Source organism: Fictibacillus enclensis (assembly GCF_001457035.1).
GTDB lineage: Bacteria > Bacillota > Bacilli > Bacillales > Fictibacillaceae > Fictibacillus_C > Fictibacillus_C enclensis.
The window spans coordinates 1,364,549-1,382,432 of the sequence record NZ_KQ758617.1; the positions used below are offsets into that span (position 1 = coordinate 1,364,549).

The 17,884-nt window shown below is 43.6% G+C and carries 20 protein-coding genes and 1 tRNA gene; 13 read left to right on the top strand and 8 right to left on the bottom strand.

Annotated features, from left to right (window positions below; genetic code table 11):
• Positions 1-110: 110 nt before the first annotated feature.
• From AS030_RS07160 to AS030_RS07205, 10 genes are all read left to right on the top strand, one after another.
• Positions 111-863, top strand: coding sequence for a DeoR/GlpR family DNA-binding transcription regulator (locus AS030_RS07160; protein ID WP_061969917.1), 753 nt, complete (start codon positions 111-113; stop codon positions 861-863).
• Positions 860-1,789 carry a 1-phosphofructokinase gene (gene pfkB, locus AS030_RS07165; RefSeq protein ID WP_061969919.1) on the top strand — a complete coding sequence of 310 codons (930 nt, stop codon included), beginning with the start codon at positions 860-862 and terminating at the stop codon, positions 1,787-1,789. The genes AS030_RS07160 and pfkB overlap by 4 nt, the downstream gene beginning before the upstream one ends.
• Positions 1,786-3,675, top strand: a complete 1,890-nt coding sequence (locus AS030_RS07170; protein ID WP_061969921.1) for a PTS fructose transporter subunit IIABC — start codon at positions 1,786-1,788, stop codon at positions 3,673-3,675. Before pfkB ends, AS030_RS07170 begins: the two co-directional genes overlap by 4 nt.
• Before the next feature lie 115 nt (positions 3,676-3,790).
• The gene (locus AS030_RS07175; RefSeq protein ID WP_061969924.1) at positions 3,791-4,093 is read left to right on the top strand and encodes a hypothetical protein; all 303 of its coding nucleotides are present in this window, start codon (positions 3,791-3,793) and stop codon (positions 4,091-4,093) included.
• Positions 4,090-4,470, top strand: a complete 381-nt coding sequence (gene kapB / locus AS030_RS07180) for a kinase-associated lipoprotein KapB (protein WP_061969926.1) — start codon at positions 4,090-4,092, stop codon at positions 4,468-4,470. Before AS030_RS07175 ends, kapB begins: the two co-directional genes overlap by 4 nt.
• 132 nt (positions 4,471-4,602) lie before the next feature.
• Entirely contained in the window at positions 4,603-5,421 is an 819-nt protein-coding gene (gene nadE, locus AS030_RS07185) for an ammonia-dependent NAD(+) synthetase (protein WP_061971621.1), read from the top strand.
• A 91-nt stretch (positions 5,422-5,512) separates the two neighbouring features.
• Complete coding sequence (locus AS030_RS07190) at positions 5,513-5,764, top strand: hypothetical protein (protein WP_129475724.1); 252 nt, start codon at positions 5,513-5,515, stop codon at positions 5,762-5,764.
• A gap of 120 nt (positions 5,765-5,884) precedes the next feature.
• Entirely contained in the window at positions 5,885-6,742 is an 858-nt protein-coding gene (gene dat / locus AS030_RS07195; protein WP_061969932.1) for a D-amino-acid transaminase, read from the top strand.
• Positions 6,743-6,754: 12 nt separating this feature from the next.
• The gene (locus tag AS030_RS07200) at positions 6,755-7,330 is read left to right on the top strand and encodes a DUF502 domain-containing protein (protein WP_061969934.1); all 576 of its coding nucleotides are present in this window, start codon (positions 6,755-6,757) and stop codon (positions 7,328-7,330) included.
• A 97-nt stretch (positions 7,331-7,427) separates the two neighbouring features.
• A complete protein-coding gene (locus AS030_RS07205; protein ID WP_061969937.1) occupies positions 7,428-8,633 on the top strand; it encodes a DUF2515 family protein in 1,206 nt (401 codons plus the stop codon).
• A gap of 33 nt (positions 8,634-8,666) precedes the next feature.
• Here the strand turns inward: AS030_RS07205 and AS030_RS07210 are convergent, their stop codons facing one another.
• From AS030_RS07210 to AS030_RS07225, 4 genes are all read right to left on the bottom strand, one after another.
• A complete protein-coding gene (locus AS030_RS07210; RefSeq protein WP_061969939.1) occupies positions 8,667-9,170 on the bottom strand; it encodes a hypothetical protein in 504 nt (167 codons plus the stop codon).
• Positions 9,171-9,301: 131 nt separating this feature from the next.
• Positions 9,302-10,309, bottom strand: coding sequence for an inorganic phosphate transporter (locus tag AS030_RS07215; RefSeq protein ID WP_061969941.1), 1,008 nt, complete (start codon positions 10,307-10,309; stop codon positions 9,302-9,304).
• A 13-nt stretch (positions 10,310-10,322) separates the two neighbouring features.
• The gene (locus AS030_RS07220; RefSeq protein WP_061969944.1) at positions 10,323-10,943 is read right to left on the bottom strand and encodes a DUF47 domain-containing protein; all 621 of its coding nucleotides are present in this window, start codon (positions 10,941-10,943) and stop codon (positions 10,323-10,325) included.
• A 532-nt stretch (positions 10,944-11,475) separates the two neighbouring features.
• Positions 11,476-11,552 (bottom strand) — tRNA-Pro (locus tag AS030_RS07225).
• A gap of 120 nt (positions 11,553-11,672) precedes the next feature.
• Here AS030_RS07225 and AS030_RS07230 point away from each other — a divergent pair.
• The gene (locus tag AS030_RS07230; RefSeq protein WP_082635722.1) at positions 11,673-12,341 is read left to right on the top strand and encodes a GDSL-type esterase/lipase family protein; all 669 of its coding nucleotides are present in this window, start codon (positions 11,673-11,675) and stop codon (positions 12,339-12,341) included.
• On the opposite strand, the gene AS030_RS07235 is transcribed toward AS030_RS07230, so the two are convergent.
• Entirely contained in the window at positions 12,322-14,187 is a 1,866-nt protein-coding gene (locus AS030_RS07235; protein ID WP_061969948.1) for a prenyltransferase/squalene oxidase repeat-containing protein, read from the bottom strand. The genes AS030_RS07230 and AS030_RS07235 overlap by 20 nt on opposite strands.
• Positions 14,188-14,454: 267 nt before the next feature.
• On the opposite strand from AS030_RS07235, the gene AS030_RS07240 reads away from it, so the two are divergent.
• Positions 14,455-14,718, top strand: a complete 264-nt coding sequence (locus AS030_RS07240; RefSeq protein ID WP_061969950.1) for a fructosamine kinase family protein — start codon at positions 14,455-14,457, stop codon at positions 14,716-14,718.
• Here AS030_RS07240 and AS030_RS07245 read toward each other — a convergent pair.
• From AS030_RS07245 to AS030_RS07255, 3 genes are all read right to left on the bottom strand, one after another.
• Positions 14,683-15,318: a DUF2238 domain-containing protein gene (locus AS030_RS07245; protein WP_061969952.1), complete on the bottom strand. Its 636-nt coding sequence runs from the start codon at positions 15,316-15,318 to the stop codon at positions 14,683-14,685. The two genes, AS030_RS07240 and AS030_RS07245, sit on opposite strands and share 36 nt — an antisense overlap.
• A gap of 123 nt (positions 15,319-15,441) precedes the next feature.
• Positions 15,442-16,278, bottom strand: coding sequence for a pyrroline-5-carboxylate reductase (gene proC, locus AS030_RS07250; protein ID WP_061969954.1), 837 nt, complete (start codon positions 16,276-16,278; stop codon positions 15,442-15,444).
• A 192-nt stretch (positions 16,279-16,470) separates the two neighbouring features.
• Entirely contained in the window at positions 16,471-17,046 is a 576-nt protein-coding gene (locus AS030_RS07255) for a cysteine dioxygenase (RefSeq protein WP_074440482.1), read from the bottom strand.
• 213 nt (positions 17,047-17,259) lie between these two features.
• On the opposite strand from AS030_RS07255, the gene AS030_RS07260 reads away from it, so the two are divergent.
• The gene (locus AS030_RS07260) at positions 17,260-17,874 is read left to right on the top strand and encodes a cell wall hydrolase (RefSeq protein WP_061969958.1); all 615 of its coding nucleotides are present in this window, start codon (positions 17,260-17,262) and stop codon (positions 17,872-17,874) included.
• The last annotated feature ends 10 nt before the right edge of the window (positions 17,875-17,884 follow it).

Consider the following 17,884-nt stretch of genomic DNA (forward strand, 5'->3'; position numbering starts at 1 on the left):
GTTTTTGACTGAAAATTGTAATTAATGATGGAAATTGATTGTTTTTGAAAGTTTTTGATTGATTATTGAAAAGGCTTACTTTATAATAAGTACCAGCAAGGAGGGGTTAGATGCTGTTTTCGCAGCGCCAGGAAATTATTTTGTCATTATTCGATAACCAAAAGGTAGTAACCCTCGAAGAGCTAGTTCAGGAAACAGGTTCTTCGGAATCAACGATCCGCAGGGATTTAGACAGACTTGAAAAAGCGAAAAAGCTAAAACGTATACATGGCGGGGCATCAAGGATCGAGGATAAAGCAGAAGAACCTTCCCTTGCCGAGAAAACTCTCCGAAATGTAGAGGAGAAACAGAATATTGGCCAATATGCTGCTTCATTGGTTCAGGAGCATGAATGCATTTATCTGGATGCCGGGACAACGACAATGCAGATGATTCCGCATTTGAATCTGGAGAACCTGATTGTTGTGACGAACGGAATTCAGCTTGTTGAACCGCTCGTAGAGAAAGGAATTCCGACATACCTGGTTGGCGGCCTTATCAAACCAAAGACAGGGGCCATGATTGGCAGCGGAGCGATCAAGAGTCTGGAAAATTATCGTTTTGATAAATGTTTTATCGGAATAAACGGAATCCATGAGGACTGGGGATATACGACACCCGATCCTGAGGAATCCATTTTAAAGCAAAAGGTACTCGAGCTTTCTCAGGAAAAATACGTCCTCGCTGATCCATCTAAATTTGGAAAATCCAGTTTTTCAAAAGTCGCCTTGCTTGAAGAAGCATTTATTATTACGGTTAAAAGCAAAAACGTACAGCTTGCATCATTTGAAAAGAAGACCTTGGTTAAGGCGGTGGAAAAATGATTTATACAGTAACACTAAATCCTTCCATAGATTATTTTGTGAAAACAGATGGTCTTAAGGAGGGCGAGATCAACCTTGTCAATGAACAATCCATAGTGGCAGGGGGAAAAGGAATCAACGTTTCAAAAGTATTGAAAAATTTGGGTGTAGACAGCGTTGCAACCGGATTCGTCGGCGGATTTACAGGCGACTTTGTTGAAAGTTCTCTTCAGAAGGCTGACATTGGCACCCGATTTATCCGCGTGGAAGAAAATACACGAATTAACATTAAATTGAATACCGGAAAAGAAACAGAAATCAACGGAATTTCTCCTTCCATTCCAGTATCCGCATTGGAACAATTGGAAGACAATCTGTTGGCAAATCTTGAATCAACTGATTTTGTTGTGCTGGCTGGCAGCCTGCCATCCAGTTTACGAAATGAATTTTATGGTCAACTAATCTCCTCCATACGGCAAAAAGGCGCACAGGCTATTCTTGATTCAAAAGGAAAACCTTTGCAGGAAGCACTGGCTCATCATCCTTTTCTAATTAAACCGAATCATCATGAGCTGGGCGACTTAGTAGGCGCCTCCATCAAAGATCCCCGTGAGGCAGCCGCCTATGGGAGACGGCTTGTAAACGAAGGGGCACAGCATGTGCTTGTTTCCATGGCCGGGGACGGGGCGGTGTTTGTCAGCAAAGAACTTGCTGCCTTCGCCAATGTGCCATCTGGAACCTTGGAAAATTCCGTTGGAGCGGGAGATTCGGTTGTTGCCGGATTCCTTGCGCATTTCACCAAAAACGGAAATGTGCTTGAAGCTTTTAAATATGGGGTTACAGCAGGAAGCGCCTCTGCCTTTTCAAAAGGGTTCTGTACAGCAAAAGACATTGACCGCTATCTGCCTGAAGTAACCGTAAACCTGATAGAGGGGGAAGAAGGATGAAGATTACAGAACTGATTACAAAAGATACCATCAAGCTTAATCTTGTTTCCAAAGATAAATCGAGTGTAATCGATGAGCTTGTCAATAAATTGCATGAAGCCGGAAAGCTGAATGATAAGGAAGCTTATCGTGAAGCAATCCTTGCAAGAGAAGCACAAAGCACAACCGGAATCGGTGAAGGAATTGCGATTCCGCATGCCAAAACCGCGGCTGTTAAAACCCCTTCCATTGCGTTTGGCCGCAGTGTGGAGGGAGTGGATTATGATGCGCTTGATGGCATGCCGTCCAACCTGTTTTTTATGATCGCAGCCAGTGAAGGCGCTAACAATGAGCATCTTGAAACTTTATCCAAGCTGTCCTCCTATTTGATGGATATGACATTCCGTGAAGGTTTGCTGAAAGCGGAAACAGAAGATGAAGTTATTACATTGATTAATGAGAAACAAGTGGCCGAGGCAGCAGAAGAGGAAACGGAAGATCAACCAGTGGAGACAAGTGATGATGAAACGTATGTAGTCGCTGTTACCGCTTGCCCTACCGGTATTGCCCACACTTACATGGCCGCTGACGCCTTAAAAGCCAAAGCCAATGAGCTTGGATTGAAACTGAAGGTGGAGACCAACGGCTCAAGTGGTGTAAAAAACCGGTTAACCTCGTCGGATATTGAAAAAGCGACTGCTGTCATTGTCGCTGCGGATAAGCAAGTTGAAATGGACCGCTTTCAGGGGAAAACACTCATTCAGGTTCCGGTGGCTCAGGCTATTCGAAATCCGCAAAAACTGCTGAATGATGCGGCAGAAAAAAAGGGAACCGTTTATACAGCAGGCAGCAGACCGCGTGCTGCTGAAGACGGAGAAAAACCAAAGCGTCAATCGGCATTTTACCGTCATTTGATGAATGGTGTTTCTAACATGCTTCCTTTTGTTGTCGGTGGCGGGATATTAATCGCCATTTCCTTTATGTTTGGGATTCATTCAGCCGATCCGAAAGATCCTTCTTATAATCAGTTTGCGGCCGCGCTTGATACGATTGGCGGTAAAACGGCTTTTGCATTAATGGTTGCCGTGCTTGCCGGCTTTATTGCTCGAAGTATCGCAGACAGCCCGGGCTTTGCCCCAGGGATGGTCGGAGGTTTCCTGGCATCCACTGGAAACAGCGGATTCCTCGGCGGCCTTATTGCCGGATTTCTTGCCGGTTACATTGTTCTTGGACTGAAAAAACTGTTTTCCAGGCTTCCACAATCCTTGGAAGGCATTAAACCCGTTTTGCTCTATCCGGTATTTGGCATACTGTTTACCGGTTTGATTATGCTCTTTGTGATTAATGATCCAGTACAGGCATTAAATGAAGCTCTATCTTCGTGGCTGCAGGGCTTGGGTAAAGGAAACGCCATCCTTGTCGGTCTTCTGCTTGGAGGAATGATGGCCATTGACATGGGTGGCCCGATCAACAAGGCAGCCTTTACATTTGGTATAGCAATGATCGATGCCGGCAACTTTGCACCGCATGCAGCGATTATGGCTGGCGGTATGGTGCCGCCGCTCGGCCTCGCCATTGCAACGTCCATTTTCAGAAATAAATTTACAAAGCAAGAGCGTGAAGCAGGAAAAACATGTTATGTAATGGGTCTTTCTTTTATTACAGAAGGGGCCATTCCGTTTGCGGCAGCAGATCCAGGGCGCGTTATTCCTTCCTTGGTGGCAGGCTCCGCAACGGCAGGAGCGCTTACAATGCTGTTCGGTATCGGTCTCCGGGCGCCTCACGGCGGAATCTTTGTTGTTCCGTTTGTTGAAGGGAATCCATTCTTATACGGGCTTGCAATCCTGATCGGTGCCCTCGTTACAGCGCTGCTTGTCGGCTTCTGGAAAAAACCTGTACAGCAATAGTTATATGAGACATCAGATCAGCCAGTGGAGTGTTTTTCACAAAAACCTTCACTGGCTTTTTTCTTTTTTTAAAAGGGATGCTAATATAGTGGAGAGGGATGAAGGAGTGAAACAAATGGATCCAAAAGATTTGGAACAGCAAATTATTCAAAATTATAAACAAGATGAAGGCATGATGATTCTTGTATTTGCCCAATGGTGTATCAATCACGATATCGATCCGAAAGCACTGTACTTCCGTGCCTATCCGTCTCAGCAGGAAAACGAAAGACTCAACCATATGCTCGAACAAACCGTTTCAAAACAAGAGTCCGAAGAAATAGCGGACGAATCCGTACTCGGAGTGCTTTCGTTATTTGGGAATGAAGATTTGGCCTTTGAAGTGATGAAAGAAATCGAAAGGAGATCAAAACCATGAATACAATTGAACCGGGAATGAAAGTTACCGCGTTATACAAAACAGGGAAATATATAGGTGAGGCAGAACAGGTGAAAAATGGAAAAGTGCTCGTGAGCATTCTGGCGGTTTTGAAACATCCAAAACAGGGGGACCTGCACAACCCAAACCAGGCAGATGTTCCGTTTTTCCATCAGCGAAAAGCACTGGCTTTTCAAGAAAAAACATGGTCTCCCGAGCATACGGTTAAACCTTACGAAGAGCAGGTTCCGGATTATTATGAATCATTGAAAATGTCTTTGGAAGAGATGCAAAAGGAATTGGAACAAAAAGGGGATGACTGGTCCACACGCTCTCTTTCCGAGCTTTCTGGACTGAAAAAGGAATACCACCTGTAACAAAAATCGATACAACAGGGTATCATGAATGCTATAATATCATGTGATAAAAACTAACATAGTTTTTCGCTTTCTATTAAAGGGTAATATAACTGTATTACTTCGATAAAGGTGGATGAAATCATGACTGAAATGCAGCAGAAGATTATTAATGACTTAGGAGTGAAACCTGAAATAAATCCACAGGAGGAAATCCGAAACAGAGTTGGATTTATGAAGGAATATGTCAAGAAGAATAAGTTGAAAGGCTTTGTCCTCGGAATCAGCGGTGGCCAGGATTCCTCACTTGCAGGCAAGCTGGCTCAGATGGCGGTCAATGAATTAAAGAAGGAAACAGGAGATGACAGCTACCAGTTTATCGCCGTCCGTCTTCCTTACGGCGTGCAGAAGGATGAAGAAGATGCACAGCGAGCATTGAACTTCATCCAACCGGATCGCACGGTTACCGTGAATATTAAAAATGCGGTGGATGCTTCGGCAGACGCCTTTCATGAAGCGACCGGCGGAAAGATTACGGATTTTCTAAAGGGCAATATTAAAGCCAGAGAAAGAATGAAAGTTCAATATGATATCGGAGCAGCCAATCAATGCCTTGTCATTGGGACAGACCATGCGGCTGAAGCGATCACAGGATTTTTCACCAAATATGGAGACGGAGCATGTGATCTTGTGCCTTTGACCGGCCTGAACAAAAGACAGGGGAAAGCATTGCTGAAAGAATTGGGAGCAGAAGAAAGAATCTACATGAAAGTTCCTACGGCTGACCTTGAAGATGACAAACCTGGGGTGCCCGATGAAACAGCCCTTGGCATCACGTATAACGAGCTCGATGATTACCTCGAAGGAAAAGAAGTATCGGCTGAAGCCATAGAAAAAATCGAACACCGGTATGCCATTACAGAACATAAACGGCGCCTGCCTGCCGCTCCGCAGGATGACTGGTGGAAATAAGGCGAAAAAAGCAGACCAAACGTCTGCTTTTTTTCATGGCAAAGATAAGATATACTTATCTTTGGAATCATTTGGAGGAAGGGAGCAGGCCGTGAGCAGAAGAGCAAAGATTATTTTTGTCATCAGTACCGTTGTTTTTGTAATCGTTTTATCGTCTTCCATTCAAAGAGAGAATAATCGCAAGGCAAACTTAAAAGCAATCAACGATCATTTTCAGAAGAAGTTTGAGTTGGATGAAGATTTGAAGAACCAGTACGATGATGAATTCAAAGTAAAAGTAGGGAAAGACAAATACATCGTAACACTGAAGAACCAAAAAGTAGTTTCCGCTGAAAAGGAATAGAATTCATCAAGAAAGATTGCCCAAATACAAGGGTAATCTTTTTTTAACTGTCGCAAAACGACATTGAAGGTAGCTAAACACGGTATTCCTGTCATATAATCGATTACGAGGTGATATGAAATGGAGAATCCATTTGTTTTATTTGGAAACCAGATTATTGAACGGGATCATGTCTCTATTGATATGGAAGACAGAGGCTATAATTTCGGGGATGGCATCTATGAAGTTGTCTATATTTATGGCGGTGAACCCTTTTCGCTGAATGAACATTTTCGTCGTTTTGAAGAAAGTGCCCAAAAGCTCGATATGAAACTGCCCTATTCTATAGAGCAAATAAAGGAGAAGACCGCCGAATTGATTAAGGCGAACAACATCCATAATGGTATTGTTTACATACAAATGACGAGAGGCGCTTCACCAAGAGCTCATTTGTTCGAAAGAGAATCAGCCTGCCTGATTACCGGGTTTGCCCGAAAAATGGATCCTCCGGCAGAGGCTCAAGAGAAGGGCATAAAAACGTACCTGACACCGGACATTCGCTGGCTCCGCTGTGATATTAAAAGCCTGAATCTTCTCGGAAATACCATGGCTAAACGAATCGCGGCCGATCATTCTTGCGGTGAAGCTCTTCAGCACCGGGAAGGTTTATGCACTGAGGGTTCTTCTTCCAACCTTTATATCGTTAAACATAATGAAGTGCGCACACATCCGGCAACAAACCTTATTTTAAATGGAATTACACGGCAGCATATTCTCGAAATTGCCGGGGAAGAGGGAATCGCGGTAAACGAGGAGCCGTTCACAACCGAAGAACTTCAAGCAGCAGATGAAGTATTTATCTCAAGTACAACCATGGAGATTGCACCTGTCATCTCCGTTGAGGGAGATGTGCAGGCAACCTATCCAATAGGCCCTGTAACACGCCGACTGCAGGAAAAGCTGAAAGACAGAATCAAGCAGCACCGTGTGCATCAATAGGAGAGAAGGATAGTGAAAACCGTTGCCAAATATTTTATGAACGGAATCCTTACGGCACTTCCGATCATTCTTGTGTTTTATGTTCTTGTCAAAGTGTTCGATTTTCTGGACGGGATCCTTGGAGATACACTTAGAAGCTATATGAAAGGCGGCTATATACCAGGCATCGGCATTCTGGCAACAATTATTCTTTTAACACTTCTCGGCTGGCTTTCGTCCCAGGTCATCAGCGGCCAGATTATTTTTCTTCTCGATTCCGCTCTGGAACGGATTCCGCTGGTTAAAACGCTTTATACCGTCATTAAAGATACCTTTCAGTCGTTGCTTGGTGAAAAGAAGTCGTTTTCAACGGTAGTCCTGGTGGAGATACCTGCTACCGGTTTAAAGAGCATTGGGTTTGTTACAGCTGAAGACCTGAAGGATCTGGGAGATGAGCTTTCGGAGCATGTTGCTGTGTATATTCCGCAAACCTTTCAAATCGCCGGATTTACCTTTCTGGTACCCAAAAAAGAGGTTACGGTTCTTGATATTAAGGCCGAAGACGCCATGAAATTCATTCTGTCAGGCGGCGTTGCATCCAAATCATGATTGATAAACCATCATCCAGCAATCTTGCATGGATGATGGTTTATTTTCGCTTCTCCTTTCATACCTTTTATCAGAACGGTGTTGAAGGAGATGCCTTATGAAAAACCACCGCCTGAACCGGACGCTTTCCAAAGCCTTTCTTATCCCTTCCGCTCTCACAGCCCGCTTTTTTAAACGTCTTAAACCGGCTGCAGAAGAATGTTTTTGGAAAATGTCCCCAGATGATAAAAACTGGCTGTCTTTCCGGCTTAAAGTGCTTGATTTCGATGGGAAAATTCCTGTATATATTGGCGATGAAAAGAGGATCATTGAGGACATTCTGCAACAAACGAGTGAAAAAAACCAAAATAATATTACCCGAACAGAGGCCTATTACCGATATTTCAAACGGCATCAGGAACTGCATTGGGCTTTTCTGGCACATATGGTCTCACGTAACGCAGGCTATCATATGACCGACCTTCAGGGAGAATTTTTGAAGAGGCTGCTTACTGATGAACAACGGGAAAAGATTTACTGGACGCTGGAAACAGCCAATAGTTTAATCTTTCAGGACGTTTATCCTCAATTGCTGCTGTATGAAGAAAGCAAAAGAATGGGAAGGAGTTTATTTCATCTGCTTAAAGGATTTGATATTTCTTCATTCATGAAGGGAGTATGGGAGCAATTTTTCTGGAAGAAAGACAGCCGGATTCTTACGATGGCTTTAATTATCAATGAACAAAACGTGATTGAAAAGGAAGTAATTCAAAATGATATCCATAAAGAAGTCTTTCAAAGTCTCCCTTTTCAGCTGCAAAATCTGTTTCAGCTGACCAAGATCTTTTTTCCGGTGGCAGGTGAGAAGCCTAAGTTGGCCGGAATCTCTGTAACAGCGTTTCGTGATCTTTCCAAACGGATAAAAGTTGGAAAGCGCCTGTACAGCCTGCTCTTTCATGAAAGAATATTCTCAGGGGCTTTGCAATTTGCGGACCGGCAAATGCATACAGGATCAAGAGCAGACTATTGGGGACATGTTTTCAGTTCGGATGCAGCCGTTTATTTGCCCCACTATAAAAAGGAACGAATCCGGTTTTTTTCGCTAAAAAGAAAAGCATCCCGATTTTACAGTCCCGAGCTCCTGTCATGCTGGAATATCTTTTACAGCAATGCTTCCAAAAAGGAAGACTGGTTTAGCGGGACAGCGCTGCCACCGTTGTTTGATGGCATTCCTCACGAAAAACCGCTGTTTATCGACCGTGCGTACTGGATTGATCTTCATCATCTGGAGGGAGCTGTTTTGGCAAAACAGCTGTTTACATAAAAAAAGACTCAAAAGCTTGAGTCTCTTTTTGTGTTATTTGAAGAGGGAAATAATCGAACCCAATTGCTGCATCATACCCATGGCCGAGTTAATGCCGTTAAATGTCTTTCCCCAGCTGAATTGGCCGCCGGGATTTTGGAAAGGCTGCTGCTGATTGAATGGAAACTGCTGGCCTCCGGGAAAACTTCCATTTCCAAAAGGAAATCCATTTGGCAGGGAAGGCAGGTTAGATTGCGAGGCTTTCGTGTTTGGCTGTTTGCCGTTTCCTCCCTGAGGCATAAAGTAGGGGTTGTATGGATAGGGTGGACGTGGCGGCAGCATTTGAGGGTTCATATAGGCACCCGGACCTGGAGGGGGCAGAAAGGCGCCCATTGCTGCTTCAGGGCCAAATCCCTGAGCAGGAGCTGGAAACGGGGGCCGCGGCGGGGAAGGTTCAATCAGTTCAGGATGGTGGGAAACAGATTCTTTGTGGAATGGGTCATATCCGCCATAAGGAAAAAAGCGCAGAGATTCGTTGTTTTTTCTGCATCTGGACAAATTTTTCACCTCAAATTGGTTTTCTTCCTATGTATATGCTTGTTTACAGGAAATCGTATAGACAAGGGTCTCGGGTATAATCAGAATGAACAAAGAAAAAGCCTCAAGGGATTCCCTGAGGCTTGGTTCATTTAAAGAAATAGATTCAATATTTGATAGACGATGGCAGCAATAACGGCGGAAATAGGGAGGGTAATAATCCATGTCATGACAATGCGTCTCGCAACGCCCCATTTTACACCTTTCACTCGTTTCGCTGAACCAACCCCCATAATTGCTGAGGAAATAACATGAGTTGTACTGACCGGCAGCTTTAAGGCTGTAAATGTAAAGATGATAATAGCAGATGATAAATCAGCTGCTGCACCGTTTACCGGCTGAAGCTTCATGATTTTTCCGCCAACGGTTTTAATGATCTTCCACCCGCCGACAGATGTACCGATACCCATGGAAAGCGCCGCAGCCACCCTTACCCACATAGGAATGCCTTCTGTTGTATGATATCCACCGGCAATCAAAGCAAGAGTAATGATCCCCATTGCTTTTTGCGCGTCATTCGTTCCATGTGAGAAGGATTGAAGCGCCGCTGTGAAGATCTGAAACGTACGGAACCCTTTGTTGGTTTTCGTCTTGTTGAAATTTTTGAAAATAGCTGCAAAGATGCTCATGATTATAAAGCCGACAGCCAAAGCCACAAACGGCGATATGACTAAAGCCTGAATGATTTTCACGAAGCCATCGTAGTTTAAAACACCGAATCCTGCAGCAGAAATTGCTGCACCGGCAATGGAACCGATAATGGCATGCGAGGAACTGGAAGGAATCCCGTAGTACCAGGTAATCAAGTTCCATGCAATTCCGGAAATCAGGGCAGACAGCACAATCATCAGCCCGATTTTTTCATCGCTGAACTGGAATGGATCAACGATGTCTTTACTTACACTTTTTGCAACTCCTGTAAAGGTAAGGGCACCGACAAAGTTCATTGTTGCCGCCATCACAATCGCTACCTTTGGAGGAAGAGCTTTTGTAGACACAGAGGTCGCAATTGCATTGGCGGTATCATGAAATCCGTTAATAAAATCAAACGCCAGAGCAAAAATCACGACTAAAATAATCAGAACAAATAATATATCCATAGCCAATCACTCCTTAGGCATTTCGCATGATGATAGTTTCGAGAGTATCGGCCACGTCTTCTGTGCTGTCAGAGATCGCTTCAAGAAGCTCATAAAGTTCTTTATACTGAATAATTTTGATAGGGTCCTTTTCCATGCTGAACAAGTTTTTGATACTTACACGAAGAAGGTCATCCACTACAGATTCAAGGTCATTCAATTTAATCGCATGAGGACGGATTTCCATTAGTTTTTTCTTGTGAAGCAACTTGGCAGATTCGGCAACTTCATAAGTTGCTTCAAGAATGTGTCCTGCGAACTTCACCATGTATTGGTCGGGTTTAACAATATTGTACATTTCGAAGCGGGAAGCACATTGTTCCATGCCGTCCAGGATATCATCCATTTTATTCGCAAGTTCCAAAATGTCTTCACGTTCTAAGGGAGTAATAAAGGTTTTATTTAAACCGATAATGAGCTCATGAATAAAGTCATCGCCCTTGTTTTCGTATTCTTTCATTTTTCTCGCAAATTCTTTCAAATCTGCTTCGGAACCGATTTTAAAATCCACAAAGTACTGAGCGGAGTCACGAACGTTATCTGCGATGCTTGATAGTAAGTCCAGAAACAAATCCTTTTTTGATCCAAAAATCATTGACTAAAACCTCCGTTTGTTAAGAAAAAGTAAATTTACCCTAAATAATTTGTTAACCCAAACCATTCGTAATTATAACTTTAATGATTGTAAAGATAAACAGCTTTTACAATTTGAAATAAAACATTTACAAATGCTTTACAATTTAAAAACATTCACCTATAAAGTATACCCCCTAAGACATAAAAACAGCAGCCCCCGCTGCTGTTTTTTGATTATGTACCCCGGTCGAAAAAAAGGATTCAAAATCTGCGCTCTTTTGCAGTCCATATATGAGATAGTGCAGATTCTATATGTGTTTAATACCATTTTCCCCTACCTGAATTCAGTTTAACCACAAGCAGAATATGTAGTCAAGAATTGAAGACAGGAGCTCTGAATGTAAGCGTTTCAATCAGGTGTTGGTTGAAAACCATAATAAAAAAGACCACCAAATGAATGTTTTCAGAAATGGTCTTTATGAGCAAAACGGGATCGGGAAGGAAGAAAATCATTGCTTCAAATCCCGTGATCTTATGTAAGTTTAGTGCACTGGTCGGGATGACAGGATTTGAACCTGCGGCCTCATGCACCCCATGCATGCGCGCTACCAAGCTGCGCCACATCCCGTAAAGTAATTAAAATATATCATCCCATCAAAATAATTGGCAAGAAATTTATTCGGAATTTTCGTACCTCTTTCCCTCTTTCTTCATATTTTATAAATAATTGAGTGCGAAAGGTGCGAGCATGATGGGCTTATCTTGGAAAGTGCATTCTCATTATACTGCCTTGGGGGACTCCATTTCCGTAGGAATCGGTTCTTCTGATGAATGGGGAAGCTTTGCTCAAAGGTATCATCTGTTGACCGAGCATGCGTTGCTTAAGACGTACGACCTTCATAACTACTCCAAAAACGGGTATACGACCCAGGATGTTTTGGCATCCATTGAGGAACCGAAGGTGAGAAAGGCTTTGCAACGGTCGGAAATTATTACGATAACCGCCGGAGGAAATGACTTGATCAAAGCCGGAAAAAAATACTTGTTAAACAAACAAGAGGCAGAACTCCACATGACGTTAAAAGAGTGCCAAAAAAATATGAGCCATATATTGAAACAGATTATTCAGCTTAAAGAAAAAGGAAGAAGCAGCTATATTATCCGGTTGACGAATATTTATAATCCTTACCACCGCTGGGACACCGCATACAAATGGGTCAGGCTTTTCAACCGCCATATCGAGAGCTTTCAAACCTTGCCGAATGTAAAAGTGGCGGATATTTATTCTTTATTCGTTGGACGTGAAAAAGAACTTTTGTCCTGGGACAGCATCCATCCGAACAACGTCGGGCACAGGGTGATCGCGCAGGCTGTATACGACACAGGGTACGGGCGGCTCAGCCCGCACCTTGACTGACGTATTTCGTATGCACATGGCTTAAAGCCAGAAGTGGATAGATATGGCTGTAGCTGTGGTAGATCACATAATTGTAGCCTGGGAGGCCGTTGCCTGTCGGATAAGGCTGAGTTCCAGGCAGATCGTGTGCATGAAGCAGATATCGGACCGCTTTTTCAATTTCGAGGGTAGGCGCGGAATGCAGACAGGTCAGACTGTCTAGTGCCCAGGAGGTTTGGACAAGGGTTCCATAGGGAAGTGGCGTATAGGTTTGATAAATATCACTTGCACACGATTCCCCCCAGCTTCCGTTATCATGCTGAACGTTACGGATCCACTTCTCAGCTTTTTTTAAATGATCATTATCCTGAAGGGAATGGCCTGCCGCAGCCAAACCGGTAACAGCGGCCCATGTTCCATACAGATAGCAAACTCCCCAGCGGCCGAGCCATGATCCATCAGCTTCCTGATTATGATGTAACCAGTTGACCGCTTTCTGGATGGATGTGTCATTTAGGGTGAGAGGACTGTATGTTCCAAGAAATTCGAGGATCCTGCCTGTCATGTCTGCAAACGAAGCATCAATTAAGGCGTCATATGCATGGTCTATGGGAAGCTCCCCAAGCCATGCTTTATTTGTATTTTTTTCGAAGGATGCCCAGCCCCCGTCATCATTTTGCATGGCTAAAAGCCAGTTGATTCCCTTTTGCCAGGAATGAAGAATCTGGCCAGAATAATGGGCAAGAACAGAAAGCGGCCGCAATGCTGCCTGGGTATCATCCGGATCAGGGTGAATTGTATTGCTTTCTGAAAATCCCCATCCTCCCGGAGCAGCTTCTGGACAGTGGTACTGCCAATCGCCTTTTTCGGTATGCTGATGTTTCAGTAAAAAATGGATCCCTTGTTGGATACACGGGTCTACAGGTGACATTCCTGATTCCAGCAAAGCGTATAAGCTTAGGGAAGTATCCCAAATAGCGGAGGGCGAGTTTTGGACGATGTAATGCTGCCCATTGTAGCATAGTAGAGAAATGATGCCGTAAATCCCATTCTGGATAACGGGAGAATCCATGGAGTATCCCAAAGAGAGAAGTCCATATACCATAAAAACAGTCGAAATAGCATAGCTGAGCAGGGTTCCGTCCTTCTCGATTCGGTTTAACATATACTTTTCCAGCTTTGCATCGATCGAGTCGGAAGGAATGGCATGATCGCTAAAAAAGCGGATAAAGGATTGATTTTCAAACTCCTCCCAGCAGCTTTTGTTGTCGCGGGAGGGAGCTAAATCGGCAAGGTATTCTTTAGAAGGGTGAGATATTGAAAATTGGTTTCTCATGCCAGCAATCATGGGTACAAAATGGATGCGGGCGAAACTGCTTAAGTCAAAAAACTGAAGCGGTGATATGGCCGGCAAATCGATTAACAGGCCGGGATCAAAAGGGAGACGGGGCCAGGGAAGTATTCCATTCATTGACAAAAAGGCTTTGGTCAGTAAAGTTGCTTTTTTTAAGCCTCCTTCTGACAAAATAAAGCTTCTCGCCCGCTGCATGTTTTCGTCATGAATGTCCTGCCCATAATAGCAAAGCGCACAATACGCCTCGATGGTGACAGAAAGATTGCCTTTCTTTTCATCAGGGTAAACTCTCCATGTGCCATCGGAAGATTGTTTGGAGAGAATCCGCCGGGCAAGTACGTCTTTCAGATGATGATCCTTCCAGTTAAAAAGAACAAGCAACACCAATAAATAAGCATCCGTGGTTACCGGGTTTTCAAAACAAAATCGAAAAGAACCATCCTCCTGCTGCATGGAAAGCAGCATATTTCTCCTGGCGTGGATGCCTTCTTTTAATCCAATGAACGTTTGCATCTATCTTCACCTTCTGCTCCATTCGTTTTAAATGCATGATCTTCAAACTATATGAAGCAGGTGGTGTTGTTTATGTTTCAAGACAAGTTGATTCAACGTATTTCTCCCTATTTAAAGCAAGCGCCAGGTGCAATTAGGGACGAAGCTTAAAACCATCCATGGCAGGAGGTATGAGAACCTCCTGAAACTGATGGATCATTTGACACAATGGATTCTTAGCAGCCGGAAGTCTCATTGCTTCATGGGGATTTGTGGGGAGGAAACTGGATGAGTGATTCAAAGGGAGAACCGGTGTTAATTGACCCGGCCATTCTTTACGGGCACAGTGAGATGGATCTGGCGTTTACCGAACGTTTTGGAGGATATTCTCCTTCCTTTTATGAGGCGTATACATACTATCGTCCGCTCGGACAAGATTATGAGGATCGGAAAGAATTGTATCAGCTCTTTTACCTTATCGTGCATTTAAATTTATTTGGACAAGGATACGGTTCATCAGTTGACCGCGTCCTGCTTCGGTTTCAATCCTGACTCAGACATTTTTCTGTCATGAAAACGGGTGAACAGGATTAAACACACAATGCCGCCCAGAAAGGCCAGGCTCATGTCCCATTGGGAGTCCCATAGATCCCCCTGTGTGCCCAAAAAATCCTTTGCCGGTGTACCGGCGATTTTTGCTGTCAGCCATTCAACAATTTCATACAGGGCAGCGATGGACATGACAAAACTCATGCTGATGGCGCTTGTCCAAAATTTGTTCTTTATACCCGTTGAACGGAAGAGCACTTCCCGAATGGGCAGAATCGCAAACCCTTTCAAAAAATGGCCAAATCGGTCGTAATCATTCCGCTGGAAGTGGCCGGCTTTTTGGATGCTTTCAAACAAAGGAACATCATCATAGGTATAATGCCCTCCAATAAACATCATGAGAATCAAAACAGTAAGGCCTGTATAAGAGAGAGTGGTCAGTGAAAAACGATGATACGTGAAGAGAAGAACAAGTAACAATGCCACAGCGGGTGTGACCTCTAGAGCCCATGTAAAGTAATCCCGGGGTTGAATCGCTGACCATATAAAAACAGTGGCTATGGTTGCCAAGAGAATCATATCAATGATCTTAAAACGAGGCATGTTGTGACAGCTCCTTCCGTTTCTCTCTAACAGTATGAAGAAGAGCAGGGAAGGCTATACCTTTAATTACTACAAACAAAAAACGATCACCCCAAAATGAATTGGGATAATCGTGTTGCAGTTTTAAACAGAAACTTTCTCAAATTCCTTCCGGATTTCAGCTGACCTTTTCTTGGCACTTAGAATGGCTTCTGAAAATGCCTGTCCTGCATGATTTTCACGAAGGGCATCAAGTCCGGCGGCGGTTGTTCCGTTAGGGGAAGTTACTCTTTTTCTTAAGGTTTCCGGATCAGCATTTGTATCAAGCACCATTTTGCTGGCGCCAAATATAGTTTGCGCAGCAATCTCTCTTGCCATGTCTTCATCCAGTCCCTCGGCCACCGCTGTTTTTTCAATATGCTCAAGAATGTAATAAATATAGGCTGGTCCGCTTCCCGCAATTCCTGTGAAAACGTCCATTTGCTCTTCATCAATTACTTTTACTCTTCCGATCGCAGAAAACAACGCTTTGGCCAGTTCAATATGCTCCATAGATACTGAATTTCCGCCTGTTATAGCTGTGATTGATTCTCCGATCGTACTTGACGTGTTCGGCATCACCCGGATCACCGGCTGTCCTTCTGGAAGCAATTCTTCCATATAAGAAGTCGATATACCTGCTAATACCGACATGATGATTTGGTTTGAATTCACATGAGGAGCAAGCTCCAACAATGCACTTTCTGCATCTTTTGGCTTCATGGCCAAAAGAATGACGTCGGCTTCATCAATTTTAGCTTCATGGTAGGGCAATGCCCCGACCTTGTATTTTTTCATGAGTTCAATTCTTCGTTCATCATTTTGTTTGTTTGTCATTGTAATGTTGCTGGCAGGCAGCTTATCCTGTGTGACCATTCCGGCAGCAATTGCTTCTGCCATTGAACCTGCTCCAATAAAAAGCACTTTCTTTGTTTCTAACATGCAACCTCTCCTTATAGCCGTGTAGTAAATTTCATCATATAAGTTCTTATCTTAACACGATGAGAGAGAGTTTCAACCCTTAAGGGTGGACGTGAGGAGGTAAGGGTAAAAAAGGAATAAAACGGTAGGGAAAAGTGGACTGCTTTGTGCAGAAGGTCTTAAATGACCTGAAATCATGATATATGAAATGATTTAAGGTTCATTTTCCCATGGCCCTTTTAGACGAACCGTTTTAAGCTGCTGCTTTTGTTCCTCTGGCCACCAGGCACCGCAATCCTCGGATACGATACAGACCGCGCATTTATTTAAATCATAGACCTTCATCCCGCTGATCGGTGGTGTATAAACGTGCAATGTAATCAAAGGCTCTTCTCCTCGGGATCCCATTTTATGAATCATTCCTTTGCCCACATTCAAATAGGAACCGCTTTTTTCTTTCCGATTTAATCTCTCCAATGGAAGGCTGGCAGGAGAAATCTCATAAATCCAATGATCTGAGCTGCCAGCAATAATCTGAACCCAACCATAGGACTGGCCATGATCATGAGGAGCACAGTCGAGATAAGTTGACCATTGCATAACAAGAATTTCAATGTGATCATTCTGATAAAACATCTGTCTTCCGTAAGGTTTATTGCCGGGTTCTTTTAAGAAAGGGGTCACATCCTCGAGGCGGGCATCCAATTGTTTAATGGCCGTTAAAAGCTGTCTGGAAGAGGGATTATGCATGGAACCAAAAAGCGTTTGAATACGTTCTAGAAGGGTCACGCTCTTCATCCTCTCTGATCGCTTTTTATTTTAGTTTATGAGGGGGACAATATGTTCATGTAAAAAGACAATCTGTGAGTCAATGGTCACAAAATAACATGATTACCCGAAACCTACCTCCTAGGGACTGCGTTAGGTAAAAACGTCCGCTTTTTGTCTAGAATCATCATTTTCACCGCAGACGAAATTTTATGACTCAAGGAGGTACGATTCATGTTTAAAAAGGTGAGTATCATCACAGGAATCACAGCCATTGTGCTATCTATAACTGGAGGTACAGGAGCCAGTGCACATACCGTTAAAGAAGGGGATACTCTTTGGAAGCTGGGGCAATCCTATAATGTGCCGTTTCAGGAGATCAAAAAAGAGAATGGACTTACCGGCAATTTGATTTATCCGGGACAAAATTTAAAGGTGCAGCCAGTAAAGGGAATAAGCGCTGAAAAAACAAACGCTGCGTCAGAACAAATAAAAGCAACGCCGGAAGATAAAAAATTGCTCGCTTCTCTTGTTGAAGCAGAAGCAATGGGAGAAAGCTTTGAAGGAAAGGTAGCGGTGGCCTCTGTTGTCTTGAACCGCGTTGAAGATGACGGCTTTCCTGATTCCATTCATGACGTCATCTACGACAAAGGACAATTTCAGCCGGTTATGGAGAACAATTTAAAGAAACCTTCTCCCGAGTCGGAAAAGGCTGTAGACAAGGCCTTATCTGGTTATGATAACACGAACGGTGCTCTGTTCTTTTACAATAAAAAGACAGCCGTTAGCAGATGGCTCGATACGAAACCTGCTTGTACGGTTATCGGAAACCATACATTCAGCAAATAATCCATGCCCC

Coding starts and splice junctions, on each gene's coding strand:
- AS030_RS07160 (WP_061969917.1), top strand. CDS start 111: ATGCTGTTTTCGCAGCGCCAGGAAATTATTTTGTCATTATTCGATAAC.
- pfkB (WP_061969919.1), top strand. CDS start 860: ATGATTTATACAGTAACACTAAATCCTTCCATAGATTATTTTGTGAAA.
- AS030_RS07170 (WP_061969921.1), top strand. CDS start 1,786: ATGAAGATTACAGAACTGATTACAAAAGATACCATCAAGCTTAATCTT.
- AS030_RS07175 (WP_061969924.1), top strand. CDS start 3,791: ATGGATCCAAAAGATTTGGAACAGCAAATTATTCAAAATTATAAACAA.
- kapB (WP_061969926.1), top strand. CDS start 4,090: ATGAATACAATTGAACCGGGAATGAAAGTTACCGCGTTATACAAAACA.
- nadE (WP_061971621.1), top strand. CDS start 4,603: ATGCAGCAGAAGATTATTAATGACTTAGGAGTGAAACCTGAAATAAAT.
- dat (WP_061969932.1), top strand. CDS start 5,885: ATGGAGAATCCATTTGTTTTATTTGGAAACCAGATTATTGAACGGGAT.
- AS030_RS07205 (WP_061969937.1), top strand. CDS start 7,428: ATGAAAAACCACCGCCTGAACCGGACGCTTTCCAAAGCCTTTCTTATC.
- AS030_RS07215 (WP_061969941.1), bottom strand. CDS start 10,309: ATGGATATATTATTTGTTCTGATTATTTTAGTCGTGATTTTTGCTCTG.
- AS030_RS07220 (WP_061969944.1), bottom strand. CDS start 10,943: ATGATTTTTGGATCAAAAAAGGATTTGTTTCTGGACTTACTATCAAGC.
- AS030_RS07230 (WP_082635722.1), top strand. CDS start 11,673: ATGATGGGCTTATCTTGGAAAGTGCATTCTCATTATACTGCCTTGGGG.
- AS030_RS07235 (WP_061969948.1), bottom strand. CDS start 14,187: ATGCAAACGTTCATTGGATTAAAAGAAGGCATCCACGCCAGGAGAAAT.
- AS030_RS07240 (WP_061969950.1), top strand. CDS start 14,455: ATGAGTGATTCAAAGGGAGAACCGGTGTTAATTGACCCGGCCATTCTT.
- AS030_RS07245 (WP_061969952.1), bottom strand. CDS start 15,318: ATGCCTCGTTTTAAGATCATTGATATGATTCTCTTGGCAACCATAGCC.
- proC (WP_061969954.1), bottom strand. CDS start 16,278: ATGTTAGAAACAAAGAAAGTGCTTTTTATTGGAGCAGGTTCAATGGCA.
- AS030_RS07260 (WP_061969958.1), top strand. CDS start 17,260: ATGTTTAAAAAGGTGAGTATCATCACAGGAATCACAGCCATTGTGCTA.